Origin of the sequence: Fretibacter rubidus (assembly GCF_041429785.1) — a bacterium.
GTDB lineage: Bacteria > Pseudomonadota > Alphaproteobacteria > Caulobacterales > Maricaulaceae > Fretibacter > Fretibacter rubidus.
This window is the reverse complement of record NZ_CP163423.1, coordinates 3,328,866-3,349,508: the sequence shown is the minus strand read 5'-3', so window position 1 is coordinate 3,349,508 and position 20,643 is coordinate 3,328,866. Positions and strand designations below refer to the sequence as shown.

General features: G+C 52.8%; 18 protein-coding genes. 6 read left to right on the top strand and 12 right to left on the bottom strand.

What is annotated here, in order from left to right; all coding sequences use genetic code 11:
* Nucleotides 1-84 precede the first annotated feature (84 nt).
* The gene (gene acnA, locus AB6B37_RS15455; protein WP_371396749.1) at nucleotides 85-2,763 is read left to right on the top strand and encodes an aconitate hydratase AcnA; all 2,679 of its coding nucleotides are present in this window, start codon (nucleotides 85-87) and stop codon (nucleotides 2,761-2,763) included.
* Between the two features lie 350 nt (nucleotides 2,764-3,113).
* Here acnA and AB6B37_RS15450 read toward each other — a convergent pair whose 3' ends face one another.
* Nucleotides 3,114-3,764, bottom strand: coding sequence for a fasciclin domain-containing protein (locus AB6B37_RS15450; protein ID WP_371396748.1), 651 nt, complete (start codon nucleotides 3,762-3,764; stop codon nucleotides 3,114-3,116).
* 447 nt (nucleotides 3,765-4,211) lie between these two features.
* On the opposite strand from AB6B37_RS15450, the gene AB6B37_RS15445 reads away from it, so the two are divergent.
* Entirely contained in the window at nucleotides 4,212-5,357 is a 1,146-nt protein-coding gene (locus AB6B37_RS15445) for a zinc-binding dehydrogenase (RefSeq protein WP_371396747.1), read from the top strand.
* A 20-nt stretch (nucleotides 5,358-5,377) separates the two neighbouring features.
* Entirely contained in the window at nucleotides 5,378-6,553 is a 1,176-nt protein-coding gene (purT, locus tag AB6B37_RS15440; protein WP_371398470.1) for a formate-dependent phosphoribosylglycinamide formyltransferase, read from the top strand.
* Nucleotides 6,554-6,580: 27 nt separating this feature from the next.
* Here the strand turns inward: purT and AB6B37_RS15435 are convergent, their stop codons facing one another.
* The 3 genes from AB6B37_RS15435 to AB6B37_RS15425 form a co-directional block, all read right to left on the bottom strand.
* On the bottom strand, nucleotides 6,581-6,955 hold the full coding sequence (locus tag AB6B37_RS15435) for a lecithin retinol acyltransferase family protein (protein WP_371396746.1): 375 nt from the start codon (nucleotides 6,953-6,955) through the stop codon (nucleotides 6,581-6,583).
* A 93-nt stretch (nucleotides 6,956-7,048) separates the two neighbouring features.
* The gene (locus tag AB6B37_RS15430; protein ID WP_371396745.1) at nucleotides 7,049-7,414 is read right to left on the bottom strand and encodes a glycine zipper domain-containing protein; all 366 of its coding nucleotides are present in this window, start codon (nucleotides 7,412-7,414) and stop codon (nucleotides 7,049-7,051) included.
* An 82-nt stretch (nucleotides 7,415-7,496) separates the two neighbouring features.
* Nucleotides 7,497-7,811 carry a hypothetical protein gene (locus tag AB6B37_RS15425; RefSeq protein WP_371396744.1) on the bottom strand — a complete coding sequence of 105 codons (315 nt, stop codon included), beginning with the start codon at nucleotides 7,809-7,811 and terminating at the stop codon, nucleotides 7,497-7,499.
* Between the two features lie 120 nt (nucleotides 7,812-7,931).
* Between AB6B37_RS15425 and AB6B37_RS15420 the strand changes: the two genes are divergently transcribed.
* Nucleotides 7,932-8,381 carry an ABA4-like family protein gene (locus AB6B37_RS15420; protein WP_371396743.1) on the top strand — a complete coding sequence of 150 codons (450 nt, stop codon included), beginning with the start codon at nucleotides 7,932-7,934 and terminating at the stop codon, nucleotides 8,379-8,381.
* 3 nt (nucleotides 8,382-8,384) lie between these two features.
* Nucleotides 8,385-9,311, top strand: coding sequence for an HrgA protein (locus AB6B37_RS15415; protein ID WP_371396742.1), 927 nt, complete (start codon nucleotides 8,385-8,387; stop codon nucleotides 9,309-9,311).
* A 74-nt stretch (nucleotides 9,312-9,385) separates the two neighbouring features.
* On the opposite strand, the gene purH is transcribed toward AB6B37_RS15415, so the two are convergent.
* The 8 genes from purH to gshB form a co-directional block, all read right to left on the bottom strand.
* Complete coding sequence (purH, locus tag AB6B37_RS15410; RefSeq protein WP_371396741.1) at nucleotides 9,386-11,032, bottom strand: bifunctional phosphoribosylaminoimidazolecarboxamide formyltransferase/IMP cyclohydrolase; 1,647 nt, start codon at nucleotides 11,030-11,032, stop codon at nucleotides 9,386-9,388.
* A 153-nt stretch (nucleotides 11,033-11,185) separates the two neighbouring features.
* Nucleotides 11,186-13,114 (bottom strand): polysaccharide biosynthesis protein, encoded by a 1,929-nt coding sequence (locus tag AB6B37_RS15405; RefSeq protein ID WP_371396739.1) that lies wholly within the window; start codon nucleotides 13,112-13,114, stop codon nucleotides 11,186-11,188.
* Nucleotides 13,114-14,847, bottom strand: coding sequence for a heparinase II/III family protein (locus AB6B37_RS15400; RefSeq protein WP_371396738.1), 1,734 nt, complete (start codon nucleotides 14,845-14,847; stop codon nucleotides 13,114-13,116). Before AB6B37_RS15400 ends, AB6B37_RS15405 begins: the two co-directional genes overlap by 1 nt.
* Nucleotides 14,848-14,861: 14 nt before the next feature.
* Complete coding sequence (rpe, locus tag AB6B37_RS15395) at nucleotides 14,862-15,527, bottom strand: ribulose-phosphate 3-epimerase (RefSeq protein ID WP_371396737.1); 666 nt, start codon at nucleotides 15,525-15,527, stop codon at nucleotides 14,862-14,864.
* A 152-nt stretch (nucleotides 15,528-15,679) separates the two neighbouring features.
* Complete coding sequence (locus AB6B37_RS15390) at nucleotides 15,680-16,603, bottom strand: hypothetical protein (protein WP_371396736.1); 924 nt, start codon at nucleotides 16,601-16,603, stop codon at nucleotides 15,680-15,682.
* A 79-nt stretch (nucleotides 16,604-16,682) separates the two neighbouring features.
* A complete protein-coding gene (locus AB6B37_RS15385) occupies nucleotides 16,683-18,101 on the bottom strand; it encodes an RsmB/NOP family class I SAM-dependent RNA methyltransferase (protein WP_371396735.1) in 1,419 nt (472 codons plus the stop codon).
* 195 nt (nucleotides 18,102-18,296) lie between these two features.
* A complete protein-coding gene (locus AB6B37_RS15380) occupies nucleotides 18,297-18,881 on the bottom strand; it encodes a hypothetical protein (protein WP_371396734.1) in 585 nt (194 codons plus the stop codon).
* A 353-nt stretch (nucleotides 18,882-19,234) separates the two neighbouring features.
* On the bottom strand, nucleotides 19,235-20,200 hold the full coding sequence (gshB, locus tag AB6B37_RS15375; RefSeq protein WP_371396733.1) for a glutathione synthase: 966 nt from the start codon (nucleotides 20,198-20,200) through the stop codon (nucleotides 19,235-19,237).
* A 104-nt stretch (nucleotides 20,201-20,304) separates the two neighbouring features.
* On the opposite strand from gshB, the gene AB6B37_RS15370 reads away from it, so the two are divergent.
* The gene (locus AB6B37_RS15370; RefSeq protein WP_371396732.1) at nucleotides 20,305-20,613 is read left to right on the top strand and encodes a hypothetical protein; all 309 of its coding nucleotides are present in this window, start codon (nucleotides 20,305-20,307) and stop codon (nucleotides 20,611-20,613) included.
* Nucleotides 20,614-20,643: the final 30 nt, after the last annotated feature.

Sequence of the window (20,643 nt, the reverse complement as noted above, 5' to 3'; positions counted from 1 at the left end):
TGTTATAAGACGCCAAGACAGCGCGGCCCCTGCCCGCTCCCGGCCCAAGGCAACCCTTCGGGCTTCATTGGTAAAGGACACATCATGGCATCACTCGATAGTTTTAAGTGCGAACGCGAGATCAAAGTTCGCTCTGGCACATATACATATTACGACCTGAAGGTCGCCGAAGAAAACGGCCTGAAAGGCGCATCAAAACTACCGCGCTCATTAAAGGTTCTACTTGAAAATCTGCTCCGCCATGAAGACGGCAAAACTGTCACCAAAGCTGATATCGAAGCCATGCTATTATGGCTCGGTCCAAAAACATCGACCCACGAGATTGCCTATCGTCCCGCCCGTGTCCTAATGCAGGATTTCACAGGCGTGCCCGCCGTCGTCGATTTGGCCGCCATGCGCGACGCCATGAAAAACTTGGGTAAAGAACCCTCTGCGATTAACCCGCTAAACCCTGTGCATTTGGTCATCGACCACTCTGTCATGGTTGATTATTTCGGCACGCAAAATGCGTTTAAGAAAAATGTCGCCCGCGAATATGAACGTAACGGCGAACGTTATGATTTCCTAAAATGGGGTCAAGAAGCCTTTGATGATTTCGCCGTTGTGCCCCCTGGCACTGGTATTTGTCACCAAGTGAATTTGGAAAATCTGGCGCAGACCGTTTGGACCAAAACAGAAGACGGCAAAACCTATGCCTTCCCTGACACACTTGTTGGCACGGATTCCCACACAACCATGATTAACGGCTTGTCCGTTCTGGGTTGGGGTGTTGGCGGTATTGAAGCCGAAGCTGCTATGCTCGGCCAGCCCGTGTCTATGCTTATCCCCGAAGTCGTGGGTTTTGAGCTGACAGGGAAACTGCCCGAAGGGGCAACAGCCACTGATATGGTTTTGCGCGTTGTTGAAATGCTGCGCAAAAAAGGTGTGGTCGGAAAATTCGTCGAATTTTACGGCGCTGGTCTTGATCACCTCTCTCTTGAAGACCAAGCGACGATTGCCAATATGGCCCCCGAATACGGCGCAACTTGCGGCTTCTTCCCGATTGATGGTGACACGCTGAAATATCTCGAAGCGACTGGCCGTGATAAGCAACGTATTGAATTGGTCGAAGCCTATGCCAAAGCGCAGGGCCTTTGGCGCGACAGCAGCACGCCGGAATACACCAGCACCATCAGCCTTGATGTGTCCTCTATTAAGCCTGCGATTTCTGGCCCAAAACGTCCGCAAGATCGTTTTGATTTGGACGGTGCCAACCGGCATTTTGCCACGATCCTACGTGATGAATTTGGCAAAACTCCCAAAGGCGACAGTGCCGTGCCCGTCAAAGGCAAAGATTACAGCGTCGATCACGGCGATGTATTTATTGCGGCCATCACGTCATGCACCAACACCTCAAACCCGTCCGTGATGATGGCGGCGGGTCTTGTCGCGCAAAAAGCCAACAAGCTTGGCTTGACCGTCAAGCCTTGGGTGAAAACATCACTGGCACCAGGGTCCCAAGTTGTGGGTGAATATTTGGAAAAATCCAAGTTACAGACAGAGCTAAACAAGCTCGGCTTTGACGTTGTCGGTTACGGCTGTACGACCTGTATCGGAAACTCTGGCCCGCTCGCCCCCGAATTATCAGAGGCCATTGCCGAAGGTGATTTGGTGTCCTGTTCTGTCTTGTCAGGTAACCGCAACTTTGAAGGCCGCATTGGCCCTGATTTGAAAGCGAACTTCCTCGCCTCGCCGCCGCTTGTTGTTGCCTATGCTATTGCAGGCTCGCTGCACCATGATTTCGAGCAAGACCCGCTCGGCGTGGATAAAAACGGTAATGCGGTTTATCTCAAAGATATCTGGCCAACATCAGCCGAAATTGCGACGGTTGTACGCAAAATCATCACGCGCAAAATGTTCACAGAGCGTTATGCTGATTTGTATAAAGGCGACAAAGAGTGGCAGAAAATTAAAGTCACTGGCGGCGTGACCTATGATTGGGATCCGAAATCAACTTATGTGCGCAACCCGCCCTATTTTGACGGCATGACCATGACGCCCGACCCGATTGAAGACGTCAAAGACGCCAATATCCTCGCCTTGCTTGGCGATAGCATCACGACTGACCACATCAGCCCAGCGGGCGCGATTAAACACGACGGCCCGGCGGGTGAATACCTCAAAGAACGCGGTGTGCCTAAGGCTGAGTTTAACAGCTTTGGTTCGCGCCGGGGTAACCACGAAGTGATGATGCGCGGCACATTTGCCAATATTCGTATCAAAAACCAAATGGCTCCTGGCACAGAAGGTGGCGTCACAAAATACGTCCCAACGGGCGAGGTTATGTCCATCTTTGACGCAGCCGAAAAATACAAAGCGGATAATAAAGACCTCGTCGTCTTTGCGGGCACGCTTTACGGTAACGGCTCATCACGGGACTGGGCCGCCAAAGGCACAATCTTGCTGGGCGTGAAAGCGGTTATCGCGGGTAGCTTTGAGCGTATTCACCGCTCTAACCTTATCGGTATGGGCGTCCTGCCGCTGGAGTTCCAAGAGGGCGATAGCTGGGAAAGCCTCGGCATGAAAGGCTCAGAGACTGTGTCAATCGCTGGCATTGAAAACCTTTCGCCGCGCGGCACGCTTGATGTCAACATCACCTATCCCGACGGCAAGACAAAAACCATCACCGCCAATGTGCGCATTGATACAGACAATGAGCATGAATACTTTAAGAACGGCGGCATCCTGCACTACGTGTTGCGCAACCTGGCCCGCGAAGCCTAAGCGCGCCGCAAAGCCCCTAACGCTAAAAAGCCCCCGCTGCATCCTAATCGATGCGGCGGGGGCTTTTTTGTGGTCGACGCGTGCTGTGATGCAAAAACGGATATATAGGCAAAATTTCAGAACGTGGGTTTTTATCCTCATTGCAGACATTAGAGCCAATTACCAAAAACGGTTACTTTCGTCCGAAAGCAGACATAACGAGTGTTTTACGTGGAGCAATTACAGCCGTATTCTCAAACATTACCAGCGGCTGTTATGGAGCGATTTTAAGCCGCTCATACAAATGCTACTCTGACGGCCCTTATCGCCCTTGTTCCGGCCTTATGGCGTTGTGATTAATTATGTTTCGATTATTTTAATTTGAGTACACTATTGATTTGATGCAAAATGCCGTTGGATTGGGTAGAATCGGCTTGGGTTATAGTCGCAAGCGTTCCGGACGGCCCCGCAATCTTGACGGTCTCGTCCATGACATAGACGGTCAATTCGGTGCCAGCCAAGCTGGTGAGTTTCAAAGGTGCACCGTTTGCAGTTGCCGCTGCCTTCAACGCAGCTACATCCAAAGCACCAGGTACGATATGACCCTTTAGGGTGTTAGCAATATCCGCTTCCGTAGACAGGGCCGCATATTCAAAGGCTTGGTTATTGGGCGCAAAGAGCGTCATTGGCGTTTCCGACTCGAACGCGCTTTCAAGCTTGAGCGCGCGCACAGCCTCGACAAAACGGGTCAGTTCATATTTCGTCATAGCGCCGTAGAGCAATGTTTCATTAGGCGCGATTATCGCAGGGGTGTCAGTTGCTTCAGGCACATCCGGCATGATGGCTTCTTGTGTCGGCCCTTCGACATTGGCGTCATCGATCATATCGGTGACGGTCTCGACCACAGGGGCAGGAATCTCGGGCATGACGGCGTCAAACTCAGTAGTTTTTAAAGGCGTTGCACACGCACACAAGGCGAGCGCCGTGCTGGCAGCAATCGCTACGCGTAATTCATGTATCATTTTAGGGCTCTCCGGAGGTGGATGATCCAACCTTCCTCGGCGATCTTGTCAATTTAAGGCGCTGTCTGCGAACCGTGCTCTCTTTGAGGTTTAAACGCAAGTTCGAAATGACGAACGCTGTGTTTACTCGTAGGGCGGGGCCGAAAATTAATGACGTTGCCATACTATGGGCGAATGTTGCCCGATCAACAAACATTACCAGCGGCCGTTTTTGGGCGCTTTAAGCCTCTCGGCTTATGTCCGCTTTACGCCGAAGAAAGTCGTTAGCCGGATTATTTCTAAGGTCCGCTTTGCCCCCATAGGCGACCTTGATATCAAATTTTTATTATAAATCTTACCCCCACTCACCAGAAGCAATACGGCGAGTTTTTATTTGGCCCACCCCCGCGACAAAGCGGTGTTGAGTGCCTATATCTGGGTAAATGAAAACCTAAAAGAAAGCGCCCCATGACACAATCCACATCTCTCCCCGCGACCTATGCCCAAATGCTATCGACTGTATCTGAGGACGCCAAGCTTACTATGGCCCTTAAAGACGTGCCGATGCCGACACCCAAAGACGACCAAGTCGTGGTGCGCATAGAGGCTACACCAATTAACCCGTCTGATCACGGGGTGATGTTTGGCTGGGCGAGCATGGACAAGGCGAGCTCTAAGGGTAGCGGCAAAAACACAGTCCTATCCGCGCCTGTGTCGCCTGCTGGTATGGGCGTGATGAAAGCGCGCATAAGTCAAGACTTGCCTGTGGGCAATGAAGGCGCGGGCACAGTCGTGGCGGCTGGCAAAGACGCGCAAGGCTTGATGGGGAAAGTTGTCGCCGTTATGGGCGGCGGCATGTACGCGCAATACCGCTGTGTGCCTGCTGCTATGTGTATGCCGCTGCTGCCTGGTCATACGGCCCGCGACGGCGCGTCAAGTTTTGTCAATCCGCTGACGGCACTGTCTATGGTCGAGACCATGCGCATGGAAGGCCACAACGCGCTCGTCCATACAGCGGCGGCCTCCAATTTGGGGCAAATGCTGAATAAGATTTGCATGGCTGATGGTGTAGAGTTGGTCAATATCGTACGTCGTCAGGAACAAGTCGATATCTTAAAATCGCTCGGCGCAAAACATATCGTCAATAGCAGCTCTGATAGCTTTATGGCGGACCTCACCGACGCTATTCACGCGACGGGCGCGACGCTGGCCTTTGACGCGACAGGCGGCGGGGCGCTCGCTGACACAATCCTGACAGCCATGGAAAAGGCCGCGGCGCGCACACCAGGCGCTTACAGCATTTACGGCTCTGTCAAACATAAACAGGTCTATATTTACGGTGGTCTGGATACGTCACCAACGGTGCTGAACCGCAGCTACGGTTTCGCCTGGGGCGTAGGGGCGTGGCTTCTGCCGAACTTCCTTGCCAAAGCAGGGCCAGAGGTTGGGACTCGCCTTCGCACGCGCGTGGCCAAAGAATTAAAGACGACATTCGCCAGCCATTACACAGATGAAATTTCGCTGTCAGAGGCGCTAAATGCGGATATTGTTGCGCGCTATAATGCCAAGGCGACGGGGACGAAATTCCTGATTAATCCGCAACTGCCGTTATAAGGCGCGTTGCTGTGAACGGCATTATCGGCACAGCCCTGTCCCCTAGCGCGACCAAAGTCATGATGCTGGGCGCGGGGGAACTTGGCAAAGAAGTTGTCATAGAATTGCAGCGCTACGGCGTCGAAGTTATCGCCGTGGACCGCTATGATAATGCGCCCGCTATGCAGGTCGCCCACCACGCGGTCACGATTAATATGCTGGATGGTGACGCGCTACGGGCCCTGGTGGAGCAGGTGAAACCTGACCTGATTATTCCCGAAATTGAAGCGATTGCGACCGACACTTTGGCGGCGCTGGAGACAGAAGGCTTCACCGTCATTCCAACCGCGCGGGCGACGCAACTGACCATGAACCGCGAAGGCATCAGGCGGCTGGCCGCAGAGACGCTTGGCCTTCTGACCTCCCCCTACCGTTTCGCGGATAGTGAGGATGACTGCCGCGCGGCGATGGCCGACATTGGCTTACCCTGTGTCGTCAAACCCGTGATGAGCAGTTCTGGCAAAGGCCAAAGCACAGCCAAGACCGAGGCCGATATTGCAGCCGTCTGGGCCTATTCCCAAGACGGCGGGCGGACAGGAAAATCACGCGTCATTGTCGAAGGCTTTGTCGATTTTGATTATGAAATCACCCTTTTGACGATCCGCAGCGTCAGCGGCACAACCTTCCTTGCCCCCATTGGTCACCGCCAAGAGGGCGGCGATTACCGCGAAAGCTGGCAACCCCATCCGATGTCAAAGGCGGCGTTAAAATCCGCCCAAGACATGGCCGCCAAAGTGACAGAAGCGCTCGGCGGGCACGGTGTCTTTGGTGTGGAATTATTTGTCAAAGGTGACACCGTCATTTTTTCCGAAGTGTCCCCCCGCCCGCATGATACGGGATTGGTGACATTAATATCCCAAGACTTGTCGCAATTCGCGCTACATGCTCGCGCGGTTTTGGGCTTGCCCATCCCGGATGTACGGCAGTTCGGGCCGAGCGCATCGGCGGTGATACTGGGTGACGGTGTCTCGACCAATATTCGATTTAGCGGCATCGACGAAGCCTTGTCAGAGCCTGACACGCAAATCAGATTATTTGGAAAACCAGAGATCAACGGCTCTCGACGATTGGGTGTGGCCGTGGCACGGGGCGACAGTCTGGACGCGGCACGAGAGAAAGCAATACGCGCAGCCGCCAAAGTTAAAGTTCATTATTAGGGTCAATGGCTCACTAAATCCGCATCATTAGTCCCGTTTCAATTGGCGGGGGTCAACAGGGCCCAGTTGCCTTGAGCGCCCTTTACCCGTCAAAACCCAATTCACAAAATGCTCGCAATTATTAATTAGCACATTATAGCGCATCCCTTTTTTAGAGCGTGCGCGGGCAACAAGTTCTGTGCCGGAATGGTTATGGGCGTAATGGATTTGCGTGATGGGTCGTCCGCCGGAAAAGGCCGCGACATCGGTTTCTTCGACCCGACCAAATCGCGCGCTGGTATGAATAACGGTGCCGTATCCCGTCGCAATACCAAAGTGTTTAACAACGCCGTAAACGCGCACTTGCAATAAGGCGCCAGCGGCAAAAACAGTGGACGAACGCTCAAACGGAAAATCTGTCATATCCCTTGATAGACGTAAAAGTCATTTTCCCAAATAAAAAAGGCAGCCCTGAAATAAATTCAAAGCTACCTTTATAATTTTATGTCAGAAAATCTAGCGCGTGCGCAGTTGCCCATTTTGCCAATAAGTACGGTTCGTCGCGGTATCGCGGAAATAATACCGCCCAGCGTAGCTATCATATTCTAATGGCTCACCATTAGCACCGCGGCGGATTTGTGTGCGCTCGCCCATATTTTGGTCTTGTTGGCGACCTGTATAGGCTCCGCCTGCGGCACCAATCACGCCGCCAATAATTGCGCCTGTTTCACCGTCGCCAGAGCCGACGTTGTTGCCAATCACCGCCCCCGTCAAAGCCCCAAGCCCTGCGCCGATGGCGGCGTTGCGTTCTGTATTACCTGTCGTCGTGCAAGCCCCAAGCATAAGCGCGCTGGCGGCGGTCATTAAAATTATGCGTGTCATGTCAAACTCCTGTGACAATGTTCAGTCTCAACTTGGGTCTAAGATTCTGCCCCAATTGCGGCCTAAATGTGGCTAATGCTGTTTATGACGAAGCTTTCACAATACGGTTGGTATAGCGGCGACCGTCATAGATAACATCGACACGGTCTACTGTTTCGAAATCCGTTTCAACAGGGGTCAACTCATCAATTGGCATGTAACGGTTATAAAACACTGTGCCGTCCGGAGCGACAACGCGAACCATACGATCTGTTTGCGTGTCAGTGGCGTCATTGATTGTAGTTGTCACAGCCTGTTCTGTATTTTGAGTTTCTTGCGTGTCTTGCGCATGGGCTTTGGTTGCAAATATAGCGAGGCCCGAGGCGACGACGATTGTAGCGGTTTTAAAATGGCTCATTTTGGACTCCTTCCATGTTTTTGTTGTAATTATTACGGCTGACCCTGCGCTTCGTTCCAAAAATTATGGTTAACAAATCCTTTTCATGCGCCCATAGTCAATCTGTGCACAGGGGACATTATGACAATTGAAACATTATTTAGCGCTGTAAACCTATCCGTTATGCCAGCATGGGCGTTGCTCATCTTGGCGCCAAATTGGCGGGGTACCGCCGCAATTGTGCATTCTATGTTTTATCCGCTGCTGCTTGGCGGGATCTATATTGCGGGGCTTATCGCGACGATGTTTTTTGGTATGGGCGCAGACGGTGCGGGGTTCACCACGATCGCGGGCGTGCGCCAAATCTTTGCCTCCGACATGGGCGTCGTTGTCGGATGGGCGCATTTCCTCATCTTTGATTTATTCGTCGGTGCCTGGGAAGCCCGCGACGCACGGCGCAAAGGGTTTAGTCATTGGCTGCTCATCCCGTGCCTGCTCCTGACCTTTATGTTCGGGCCTGTGGGATTGGTCGTGTATTTGGTGTTGCGGAAAGTAACGGGTAAAGGTGGATGGGGATTGGGAGAGGTGTAGACCATGGCAAAATTAGATTTAAAAAAGAAAGTATGGGACATACTTTCACAATTACCAGATACTGAGATGACAGCGCGTGAAATTTCTTCAGCCATTCGAAATCAATTTCCCGATGAAACCTCTGCAAAATTAGCTAGAAGCAAATCAGTAAATACAGAAGAAGAATTATTAACGCAACTCGTTGCCGAAATTGGCGCTAATTGGAAAAGAATATTGGTGAAATACCCAACAATTAAAACAGTCGAAACGCGACCTCGTTTATTTTACTACTCCACTGTTTCAGATGAAGAAGAGGTATTTCCTAACGAAACAACACTAAAAGATTCTGCCGAAAGTAGCTATCATGAGCATGACCTATATCCAGTCTTAGGAAAGTTTGTTTTTGAAGAATTGGACTGTTATGCAATGAGAATTGATGAGCGACGAAGTTCCAACAAACATGGAAAAAGAGGAAATCACTGGCTCTTTCCCGACATAGTGGGTGCAGTCAATCTTATGGATGGTTGGCATAGCGAAACAAAGGAGTTAGCTAGAACTGTTGGCGCCCGGCAAATGAAGCTGTTTTCTTTTGAGATAAAGAAAAAAATCAATCGTGCAAACGTTCGTGAGTGTTTTTTTCAGACTTTGAGCAATTCCTCTTGGGCTAATTTTGCTTATCTTGTTGCGGCTAAACTTGATAGTAAAGCTTTGCCAGAGTTGCGTATGTTGTGCGCCTCTCATGGAATCGGTTATATAAATCTAGACAGAACCAACCCGTCAGATAGCATTATTATGATCCCAGCAAAGGAACGTAAATCTGTCGATTGGGATTCTTTAGATCGGCTTACTAAAGAAAACAAAGATGCTCAGGATTATCTTGAGAATTTAAGAAGTTTTCACGGACTTGGTAGGGTTAGAAATAAAGACTGGGATTTGACTCCCAATAACTAATTTAATTCACTGGCGCAGTTATTTAGCTAGAAACTTAATCGGCTACAATTTATACCCTGTATCAATTCTAAAAATCAGTGCCTAAAATGCCGCATCCCCGTGAACACCATCGCTAGGCCTTGTTCGTCGGCGGCGGCTATGACTTCGTCGTCGCGGATGGAGCCGCCAGGTTGGATGACGCATGTGGCGCCCGCGCTGGCGGCGGCGAGCATACCGTCGGCAAAGGGGAAAAACGCATCAGAAGCGCAGGCGCAGCCTTGTGTTTTGGGCGCGTCCCAGCCCGCAGATTTTTGCGCATCTTCAGCCTTGCGGGCAGCGATGCGGGCGCTGTCGATACGGCTCATTTGGCCCGCCCCGATGCCAGCGGTTGCGCCGTCTTTGACATAAATAATCGCGTTGGATTTGACGTGCTTGGCGACTTTCCAAGCCATGCGCAGATCTGCCATTTCCGTCTCTGTTGGCGCGCGTTTTGTGACGACTTTTAAATCGTCATCGGCCACCGCGCCGTTATCGCGGTCTTGCACCAAAATGCCGCCCGCAACATTTCGTTGGGTCAGGCTCGGCGCGTTGGGATTGGGCAAATCGCCAACAATCAAAAGGCGGATATTTTTCTTTTTAGAAAATAACGCAATAGCGTCATCATCAGCAGACGGCGCGATGACCACCTCTGTAAACACTTTCAAAATCTCAGCCGCGGTGGCTTTGTCCAGACGTCCGTTCAGCGCAACAATCCCACCAAAGGCTGAGACAGGGTCACAGGCGAGCGCATTTTTATAGGCGGTAACAAAATCATCTGCCACAGCCACGCCGCAGGGATTGGCGTGTTTGATAATCGCGACAGCGGGTTTCGCGCCCCCCCCTGGTAATGTGGAGCAGTTACGGCCAAATTCCGCGACCAGTTCATAGGCCGCGTCCGTGTCATTGATGTTGTTATAAGACAGCTCTTTGCCTTGGAGTTGTGTGGCCGTGGCCACGCCGGGACGGTCAGAGCCGTCTGTGTAAAACGCCGCTGTCTGATGCGGGTTTTCACCATATCGCAAGGTCTGGCGCAGCGTGCCCGATTGCGCGCGGTAGGTCGGAACATCACCCAATTGATCGGCGAACCAATTGGCAATGGCGGCATCATAATTGGCAGAGCGCGCATAGGTTTTTGCCGCTAGTGTCTGACGTAACGCCCCCGACGTTTGCCCGCCATTGGCGTCCATATCAGCCAGCACCGCATCAACATCATCGGCGTCGGTACAGACCGCCACATGGGCATGATTTTTCGCCGCAGCCCGTATCATCGCCGGGCCGCCAATGTCGATATTTTCGACACACATTTCGTAGCTACCGCCGCCCGCAACAGCGGCTTCAAAGGGGTATAAATTCACGACCAGCAAATCAATTGAGAGAATACCGTGGGCATGCATGGCGTCTTTGTGAGAGCTTAGGTCACGATCACCGAGCAATCCGCCGTGCACCATCGGGTGCAAAGTTTTCACACGGCCATCCATCATTTCTGGAAATTTGGTGAGCTCTGATACATCTTTCACGGGGATGCCCGCATCTGAAATCGCGCGGTGCGTGCCGCCTGTCGAGACAAGTTTTACGCCGCGTTCATGCAGGGCTTTGGCTTGGTCAATCAGCCGCGATTTATCAGAGACAGAGATCAAGGCACGTTTTACGGGGCTAAACCGCGCGGGGTCAAAGGCAGGAAGGTCAGGATTTGGCGCTGGCATGGCGGGCTCCGTTAATTAAATTTGACCGCGAGGTAACATGAGTCCCAATGCGGGGGAAGGCTTTCGTAGCAGCAAAACACATCAGTCTGCAAAACACATCAGTCTGGCAGAAACACATCAGTCTGCAAAACACATCAGTCTGGCAGAAACACATCAGTCTGAGAGGCCGCCATTGGGGGTATAATCCGTGAGCAGCTTTGACAGGGCCGATTTAATCTTTGATCTGTCGCGCGCTTCTGTTGCGGCCAATAATGTGTCGATTTTGGCGCGCACAGATTTGATGTCGTGAATTTTTCCTGTGAATCGCTGCACCCCTGCGACATAGGTATTTTCTAAATGCTCCGCTTGCCCCGTCAGGGTCTCGGTCACTTTTTCACCCGGGCGCAATCCGGTGAAAACGATTTTTATATCGCGGTCTGGCACATGGCCGCGCAGACGAATTAATTGCCGCGCAAGATGGGCAATATTGACAGGCTCGCCCATTTCCAAAACATAGATGCTGGGCACCTCTTGGCGTTGGGATTGGTTCAGTGCGGCTGCTTGCAGAACCAGCGCTGCCGCCTCGCCCGTTGTCATGAAATAACGGTTCACTTTGGGATCCGTCACAGTCACCGGGCCGCCGCGCGCGATTTGCTCTTCAAATAACGGCACTACAGATCCGGTCGACGCCAGCACATTACCAAACCGGACCGCGCAGGCTGAAAGCATTTTATTTTTGCCTAGATCAGAGGCTTCGGCCAGTGTCATCATTTCCGCAATCCGTTTGCTGGCCCCCATGATATTGCTGGGCGCGACGGCTTTGTCGGTCGAGATTAATGTGAAGCTATGGGCGTCAAATTGTTTGCATAAATCAAGGATGATTTTCGTGCCGCCCACATTGGTGTGCAGCGTTTCTATGGGGTTTAGCTCTGATAACGGTACATGTTTAAACGCCGCCGCATGTAGGACAATTTCGGGGGCTTCTTGTTCAAACACTTCCTTGATAAAGCTGGCGTGGCAAATATCACCAAGGCGCACGGACCACGTCTGCCATTTATCATCCGTGTAGAGCTCTTTTAATTCTTTATCGATGGCATAGAGATTATATTCCGATGCATCGACGAGCACGAGTTTCGCGGGCGACAGGGCAGCAACTTGACGGGTCAACTCGGACCCAATCGTGCCACCCGCGCCCGTAATTAATACGCGGCGGTTTTTGATAAAATTGCGCACAGGGGTAATATCAAGCCCGCGTTCTTGACGCCCGATAAGGTCGGCAGCCTCAAACCGGGTCAGCGCTTGGCCGCGGCCCGAGCCGCCGCCTGGCCCCACACGCACCAACGGCGCGCCCAGATCAGAGGCCCGTTTAACAAGTTCATAAGACCCAATTTTATCAGGTGACTGATCCGTTGCAATTAACGTCAACCCAGCCTCATAGCGCTGTTTCAAGCGGTCATAAACACTGGCCATGGCATCCAGCCCGCCCAGCACAGGCACACCGCGAATGGAGCGTCCGCGAAGCCCGTGATCAGTGGCAATTAATCCAACGATGTGATGGTCATGCCCTGTCGAACGGCGATTGTAATCACGCAAATAATTAGACAGTGACCCGGCCGAGCCGACCAGAATGGCGGGGGGTTTCTCTTTGGCTTTGCCGCGAAAAACAGCCCGCAAATCACCATTAAGGATGAGCAGCGTAATGATACGCGACAGGGTCAAAAGTCCAAAAAATAACGGCCCTGCAAAAAAGGGGATGGAGCGCGGCACCACCATATTTTGATTAAAAAATACAAATAAAATAATTGAGGCCACAGATGTCACGAGCACGGTTCCCGCAAGCAGTTTTCGGATGTCATCCAGTGATGTAAACCGCCAAATGCTGCGGTACTGGCGAATGGATAGCCAGACACCTATTGTCACAACAAAAAACACGAGGGCCGCTTTGGCATCAATCATCACAGGCACATCTTGGTTTTCAAAATCATAGCGCCAGCGCATGACTAAAAACACAGATATAGCCGCCAAGGCCGCATCAAATATTGTGATGACCACATGGCTGAACACGGCATTGGGTCGTAAGGATTTTAGCGGCGTAACAGACATTATTTACGCGCCTCCAAACGGGTCAATGACCAACGCACACGATTGGACCGCGTTTCCCCGTCGCCGTCACCAAAGGCCGCCCCATGTATCACCAGCTGCTCTGTTTTCACAGGCCGTGTGCCATATCCCAGATAAAAAGACGGCTCGATAGACAAAGGCCCGCCGTCTGTGCGCAACCGCCAACCGACACTGCCGGCTTGAATGAGAAGCGCACTTTTCTGATCCTGAGCGAGAGTAACTTTCACAGTCGGATGTAGATGAAAGCGAATGGCAAAGGGGATTGCGTCGCGCCGCAAAGGCGTCGCGCCCAGCGGCACATAAAGGCTATCCTCGCCGCGAACGTCATGACCATCTGGCGACATATAAAACCTGCGGCGATGGGACAGTCCGTAATCTGCCTGGTAACCCCCGTGGGAGCCAACAACCCATATTCCGTCAATTTGTTCTTTGCGTTGCGCTTTTACAGGGCCGACGCCATCTGCAATCACCGCCCCGAACAGTCTTTCTTTCATCCCGCCGCCAACAATGCGGCCCGTGGAGCTATCGTCTAGCACGAGGGTGGAATGGGCGGCGGTTGCCCGCATGGGCGCGTGCCATTTTTGCGGCTGTTCAGATGACCAACCGCAGCTGGAAATCAGGCGCCCTTCAGCCGTGGAGAGCTCAAAGGCGAGCGGCGATAAATGCGCCTGCCCGTCAAACGGGACAGATGGATCAGAGCCGCTATCAATCATTAAAACGGTGCCGTTTTGAGCAATCCGCTGATAGCCACTATGCGGGCAATAGCCAAAAGGCTTGTTGGTTAAGTTTGAGGCTTTGATAATTTTTGCAATGCGTTTCTTATCCCCCTCACCCGCGCCGTTAAAACAAACCAGCCCGCCGTCACCTGCTTGAAAAAACGCAATGATAGGCGCTAAGCGGTCAATCGCGCGGCCCATAGTTTTAGAACGCGCGACGTCTTTGGCATCGAGCAAATCATCGAGCACACGCAGCATGTCAAAAGCAGCCAATGTCTGTTCCGGAGAGCGGCTAACGTGAGCGCCGTCAGGCAGAATTTGCAATTCTATTTCATCGTCAAGCCAATCCAGCGCACGGTTCAAATATCCGTCTGACTTGCTTTGTAAACGCAGTCCCCCAATCGCAAGACTAACCGCGGCGCGAAGGCGCGGCAGGCCGGGCGTTGTGCGTTTATAATATTTGCGCAGATATTTCATCTGCCGCAAAGCCGCCGCGCGGCGCGACGCAGCTTTGTCCCCAAGGCTATCGGTGGACAGAGCGGGTGACCACAAAGACAACCAGTAAAATAATCGCTCCGCTGTGATATCAACGTCCCAGGCAAAGGCATTGTAATCGCCGTATATCTCTATCCAACGGTCAATCAAAAACCGCGCGCGTACAGGGGCAGATTTATCGGTTAAGCCGCATAAATCCTCCATCCAAGAAAAGCGGTGAAGCCAATCGGCAAAGCGCTGCGAGGGGGCGGCAACGGTCCACGGATCACCTGATCGGCCAATATCAAGGCTTTGTCCAAAACGCGTAAATTGTCCTGACAGTACCGCTTGACCGCGCGCTTTATCGCCTAGCTTTAATGTGGGGCGACCATCGAAAAAAACTTGGGGTTTGCCCACGCTCATATTCATGGGTCGGAAGGGTGAAGCTAGTGTATCACCCGCGCTTTGCACAAGGTGGCTCATGGCAGCCGATGTTAAGCGCGAAAACGGTATGCGGTTTGACACGGCCCGCCCCAAACTTAGGTTTGCGAGCCGCGAAGCGCCGCAATATTCTCTGAATAAGTGCCGGCACCTTTAAACACCGCACTGCCCGCGACCAAGGCATTCGCCCCCGCTTTGATACAGTCTTGCGCCGTTTGCGGATTCACGCCGCCGTCGACTTCTAGGATGATATCGCGACCCGTGGCGTCTATCATGGCACGCAGTTCTGCAATCTTAGCAAGCTGGCTGGGAATAAAGCTCTGCCCGCCAAAACCGGGGTTGACGCTCATGACCAAAATCATATCCAGACTATCCATCACGTGATCCAGAACGCGCGGTGATGTGGCGGGGTTAAGCGCAACACCCGCCTTTATTCCGTGGGCTTTAATCGATTGCAGCGTACGGTGTAAATGCGGCCCAGCATCAGGATGCACAGTAATAATATCAGAGCCCGCATCGACAAAGGCCCCAATCATTGGGTCGGCGGGCGTAATCATCAAATGCACATCAAAGGTCTTGGCGCTATGTGGGCGCAGCGCTTTGACCACGGCCGGGCCAATGGTGATATTGGGCACATAGTGACCGTCCATCACATCGACATGGATCATATCCGCACCGGCGGAGTCAATGTCTCTGACCGCTTGGCCAAGGGCCGCGAAATCAGCGGATAAAATAGAGGGCGAAATAAGGATGTCGTTGGGCATATAGCCCCATATCAGCCCCCCCGTTTAAGGGCAAGTCACAAGAGCCTTACCTACCCCCCTTCCATATGAAAAACCCCGCCGCAGATGTGCGGCGAGGTTTAAAGATAAATCATATGACCAAGGCGGGGAGACATCCCCACTAATCATCAAAATTACTTGCGGATTGGCAGGTAGCTTTTGGCTGTATAGCTGCCGTCTGATGAATAACCGCCATATGTGCTGTCATTTGTCATGGTCACTGTACCACCTGTGTAAGCAGAGGCGCTGCCGCCTTGCATGCACGTGCCGTCAGACTGTTTTGTCGTACCCGCTGGGCAATTGGCCATGTCACCCGACATTGATGTCGTTGATGTCGTTGAACCATAGCTAGAGCCTGAGTAAGTTGACCCTGATGAGTAGCTAGACCCTGAAGAGTAGCTGCTAGAACCAGACTGCATACATGTGCCGTCAGACTGCATGGATGTGCCTGCGGGGCAATCAGCGGCGCTGGCGCTCATGGAACCTGATGAATAGGTCGAGCCTGAATAGCTTGTGCTCGGCGCGCTGTAGCTTGAGCTAGATGAGTAGCTTGACTGCATACATGTGCCGTCAGACTGCATCGATGTGCCCGCTGGACAATCCGCTGTACCTGCGCTCATGGAACCCGATGAATATGTCGACCCTGAATATGTTGGTGCGCTATAAACGGGGGCTGTTGGTGCCATTGGGGCTTGGTATGTTTGCACAGATGATGTGCCGCAGTTCATGCCGCCCATTTGTGAGCAATCAGCGTAAACAACGCCAGGGGATACGGGCATGCTCGGCGCGTAGCCGGGACCCGTTGCATAAGTTTGTTCGACAACGCCGCCGTAGCGAGTTTCCGATGCGCCGTAAGCTGCGCCTGCGCCCATCGCTGCACCCGCAGCAGCACCATAAGCACCACCGCAAGCATTGACGCCGCAATTGCCGTTACCTTCATAAGCAGACACATCGCCGTAGCGTGCGCTGCTATGGCCGCTTGCACAGGCCGTAAGTGTCAGCCCAGCAACTGACAATGCTAGAATAGCTGAATTTTTTAATAATAAGTTCGCGCTCATATGAGCCTCCCGTTTTGAAACACGTCCGACCATGGTGTGCAACATTTAGACCAGATTAGGTAAACGTAGCGTTTAAACCTTAATTTTCTTTTGTCCGTTGCAGTCGGGCGATGAAAAAACCGTCCATACCGCCCTTTTTGAGCAAATAATGCGGCAAAGACCTGACATAACCTTCTTGTGTTACCACTTGTAAATCATCCAAGTCTGGTTCGGTTAATATCGGATTAAGGCGAAAATCAGACCGCGCCGCTAAAAAAGGCGCGATTCGGGCTTCGCCTTCTTCGGTTTGGAGCGAACACGTACAGTAAATTAGATGCCCTCCGGGTTTGACATGGCGCGCCGCCGCCAACAGCAGCTTGTTTTGCAGCGACCCTAATTTGCCAATATCGGTGTGCGATTTATTAAAAAGCACATCAGGATGGCGGCGAAATGTGCCCGTTGCAGAACAGGGCGCATCAAGCAAGACAGCGTCAAACTGGCCATTATATGCGTCTGGGTCTGCACCCTCTGGCATGAAATCTTTCACATCCTCGACCACAATTTGCGCGTTTTGGCCTGTGCGTTCCAAATTTTGACGCAGACGGTCCAAGCGTTTATCGGATTTATCCACGGCGGTCACATCCGCCCCCATGGCGCAAAGCTGCATGGTTTTCCCGCCGGGTGCCGCGCAGAGGTCGAGGACTGTCTTGCCCGTCAATCCGTCATCACCCAAAGCGCGGGCGAGCAATTTCACGGGTAGGCTAGCGGCGATATCTTGCGCCCACCACGCCCCTGTCTCAAAACCAGGCAGTTCAGTGACATTGCCAATACGGTCTTTGCGGATAGAGCCTGTGGGCAACACCGTCCCGTCCAGTTTTTCCGCCCAACCTTCTGTGTCAGAGACTACGGAGATATCGAGCGGCGGGTCTTTCATCAACTGCAGCGCCATTTTACGCAGGGCTTGTCGGCCATAGGCTTTCGTCCAGCTATTTGACAGCCAGCGCGGAAAATTTTCCGACGGCGCCATAGTCGCCGCAATTTTTGGCCCTTCGCGGGTCACGCGGCGCAGCACAGCATTGACCAGCCCAGCAAAACCGCGTGTCTTGCTACTGGATTTGACCACATTGACCGACTCGCCCACCGCCGCATGTTGACCCGTATCAAGGAACAGGATTTGCGCGCAAGCCGTTTGCAAAACCGACATAATAAAGGCAGGCGGTTTATCTTTTAACATCGGTTTTAACACCGCCCCAATTTGCCCCCAACGGCGAAAGACCGTTGCCGCAATCAGACGCGCAAAGGCCCGGTCGCGCGGGTCAAGATCACTATATCCTGCCTGACCATCAAAGGCGGCCTCTAATGTCACGCCGTCGCGAATAACCAGTTGCACCGCGCGCGCAGCATATAGCCGTGTCAGCGTCGGGGCCGGTAATTTCGGACGGCTTTTAAAATCCTCCGTCAAATTCGGCTCATAGGGCACGTTATTGGGCGTTTTGATATAGTGTTTTTTATCAGTCATGGCCGCGATGTATCAGAGGGGCAGCAGGCTGGCTAGGACTTTGGTTGGTGGTGTGTGGGGGGAAGGCTCGGATTATCGCGATAGACCCTCACGTTAAGCGCGATGGTGATGTGTCTTATCATCAGCTCTTAACGGCGCAACTGTCATTGGTCCCGCAAGGTCCCTCTGCAGGTCATTCATCTAAAGCTTTTAATATTAAGGCGGGTCTGGACTAGCAGGTGGGTGACGCCACCCTTTTATTTCTGCAGGGCCGTTGCCATTAAGCGCGTCGTCAGGCTGCGCCGCCCGCCGAGACAAAAGCTCCTCTGGCGATACGGTAATCGGCCTATCAAAGGGCGAGATATGCGGCGCGGGCATATAGGGCCGCCAGTCACGGTCGGCGACGGCCTTGCGGCTCATATAACCGCGCACAAGGGGCGGCAGGCGAAACGCGCGCTTGCTCGGCACCAATGGGCGGCTGGGTGTCTTGCGCGACACGGATATATGCGCGCTATAATCTTTTATCGGCGCGCGTGATTTTTCCTGCCAACGGTAAAGGGCCGCGCGTCCTCCAAGGTCTGCAATCACCCGCGCACGCCATGCAGGATCAGATAACATGGCGTTTTTTGTCTCATGCTGAAAGACTGTCACACGAATATCGGTCATCTGCGCAATAAGGACGCGCATGGTACGGATCAGCTTTGACGGATTGCCGCCCGCGCGGACGACAGTATCAAGGCGGACCATCAGGCCCGCAAACATCGCCGTCAGACCCGGCAAGAGATTAAGCAAATCACGCATAGGGTAAGCGTGTCATAGAAATTGAGGAGGGGAGGATAAAAACGTCTCACGCCAAACCAAAAAGCTAAGTCATTCCGTTGCCAAGTGAAGCGCGGCCCGGAATCCATGCCGTGCTTTATCAGCTAACAATCAGCTTGGCGCGGAAGGAAAGTTCACGGCATGGACACCGGGCGCCCTTAAGTGCGCGGCGGTGTGACAACAATAAGCATTATCCCAGCCCCTAGCTTATCCCTCCCCACAAGGGGACGGATAATAGTGTCTCGCGCCAAACCTCACGAGACCCACGGATGTGCAAGGGATGCGAGATTTTCCAATATTACTTTTATCCGCGTCTCTTGAGGTTCGGTTAAGGCTTAGGGGACCAGCTTCGCCCCTATCGCGTCCCAGCAGAGGGCGGCGGCGTCGACACCGGAAAAGCGTTTTAATTCCTGAACGCCCGTGGGGCTGGTGATATTTATTTCTGTCATTTTATCGCCAATGACATCAATCCCCACGAGTATTTGCCCGCGCGCTTTTAACATCGGGCCAATGGCGTTGCAGATTTTCATATCATCATCATTCAGCTCTGTCGGCACAGCTTTGCCACCGACATGCATATTGCTGCGTGTTTCGCCCTTTTGCGGGACGCGGTTAATCGCGCCAACAGGGACGCCGTCAATGATCAGGATACGCTTATCACCCTTGGACACATCGGGCAGAAAAGCTTGGGCAATGACGGGTTCGCGAGAGCTTTCCATGAACATCTCAAGAAGGCTGCTATAATTACTGTCATCAGATTTCACGCGAAACACACCCGCGCCGCCGTTCCCAAAAAGCGGCTTTAGGATGATGTCTTTATGGTGAGCGCGGAAATTATCTATCGCGCGGCGATCCCGCGTAATCAGCGTCGCGGGCATGAGGTCCGGATAATCCAGCGGCAGGATTTTTTCAGGACAGGAGCGCACCCATTCAGGGTCATTGACCACAAGCGTATCACCCTTCAGCCGTTCTAATAGATGGGCAGCCGTAATATAGGCCATGTCAAAGGGTGGGTCTTGGCGCATCCAGACAACATCAATATCGGTGGCCAGATTAATCACCTCGCGCGGGCCGAAGCTCACGTGATTACCACGCTCCCGGCGCACTGTCATCGGGCGGGCATAGGCCTCTATGCGACCCTCATTATATGACAAATGCTGCGGGCCGTATTCCCACATCACCATGCCGCGGGCAGCCGCCACCTCGGCCAAGGCAAAGGTGGTATCGCCGTCAATATCGACGGTTTCCATCGGATCCATTTGAAAAGCGACACGCAAGGCGTTGGGCGATTTATCTGTCATTTATTTAATCCATGAGTGATGTCTATGGCTTGCTTTTGGCCTAGCTTGGGCGCAGGAGCAAGACAGCTTTTTAATATAGAGATTTTATTGCGGGAGAGACTCCTATGGATAATCGTTTCAAACATGGCGTAATCATTGCCGCCGTGACACTGGCCCCACTTGGGTTAAGTGGCTGTGCCACGGGGGCTAATAACGCAAGCCTGCCGCCTGCGCCGTTAATGGATAGCTTATCTGACGCCCCGATTGTGACAAATGCGCCGACATTGCCGCGCACAGATCCCGTAGGCGCCATTAAAACAATGACCAAAGGCGACGCGATAGAGGTCAAAGCCCCCGTGCCTGTGTTGTCTGCGACAATGCCAGTTGAGGGGCCAGCTGAAGGGTCAGTTGAGGGGCCAGATGAAGAGCCATAAGCAGAAGACGGCTCGGAGTAAATTCGCTGC

Excerpts from the sequence above, each read along its gene's own strand:
- acnA (WP_371396749.1), top strand. The coding sequence starts at position 85 with ATGGCATCACTCGATAGTTTTAAGTGCGAACGCGAGATCAAAGTTCGC.
- AB6B37_RS15450 (WP_371396748.1), bottom strand. The coding sequence starts at position 3,764 with ATGATACATGAATTACGCGTAGCGATTGCTGCCAGCACGGCGCTCGCC.
- AB6B37_RS15445 (WP_371396747.1), top strand. The coding sequence starts at position 4,212 with ATGACACAATCCACATCTCTCCCCGCGACCTATGCCCAAATGCTATCG.
- AB6B37_RS15435 (WP_371396746.1), bottom strand. The coding sequence starts at position 6,955 with ATGACAGATTTTCCGTTTGAGCGTTCGTCCACTGTTTTTGCCGCTGGC.
- AB6B37_RS15430 (WP_371396745.1), bottom strand. The coding sequence starts at position 7,414 with ATGACACGCATAATTTTAATGACCGCCGCCAGCGCGCTTATGCTTGGG.
- AB6B37_RS15425 (WP_371396744.1), bottom strand. The coding sequence starts at position 7,811 with ATGAGCCATTTTAAAACCGCTACAATCGTCGTCGCCTCGGGCCTCGCT.
- AB6B37_RS15420 (WP_371396743.1), top strand. The coding sequence starts at position 7,932 with ATGACAATTGAAACATTATTTAGCGCTGTAAACCTATCCGTTATGCCA.
- AB6B37_RS15415 (WP_371396742.1), top strand. The coding sequence starts at position 8,385 with ATGGCAAAATTAGATTTAAAAAAGAAAGTATGGGACATACTTTCACAA.
- purH (WP_371396741.1), bottom strand. The coding sequence starts at position 11,032 with ATGCCAGCGCCAAATCCTGACCTTCCTGCCTTTGACCCCGCGCGGTTT.
- AB6B37_RS15405 (WP_371396739.1), bottom strand. The coding sequence starts at position 13,114 with ATGTCTGTTACGCCGCTAAAATCCTTACGACCCAATGCCGTGTTCAGC.
- rpe (WP_371396737.1), bottom strand. The coding sequence starts at position 15,527 with ATGCCCAACGACATCCTTATTTCGCCCTCTATTTTATCCGCTGATTTC.
- AB6B37_RS15390 (WP_371396736.1), bottom strand. The coding sequence starts at position 16,603 with ATGAGCGCGAACTTATTATTAAAAAATTCAGCTATTCTAGCATTGTCA.
- AB6B37_RS15385 (WP_371396735.1), bottom strand. The coding sequence starts at position 18,101 with ATGACTGATAAAAAACACTATATCAAAACGCCCAATAACGTGCCCTAT.
- AB6B37_RS15380 (WP_371396734.1), bottom strand. The coding sequence starts at position 18,881 with ATGCGTGATTTGCTTAATCTCTTGCCGGGTCTGACGGCGATGTTTGCG.
- gshB (WP_371396733.1), bottom strand. The coding sequence starts at position 20,200 with ATGACAGATAAATCGCCCAACGCCTTGCGTGTCGCTTTTCAAATGGAT.
- AB6B37_RS15370 (WP_371396732.1), top strand. The coding sequence starts at position 20,305 with ATGGATAATCGTTTCAAACATGGCGTAATCATTGCCGCCGTGACACTG.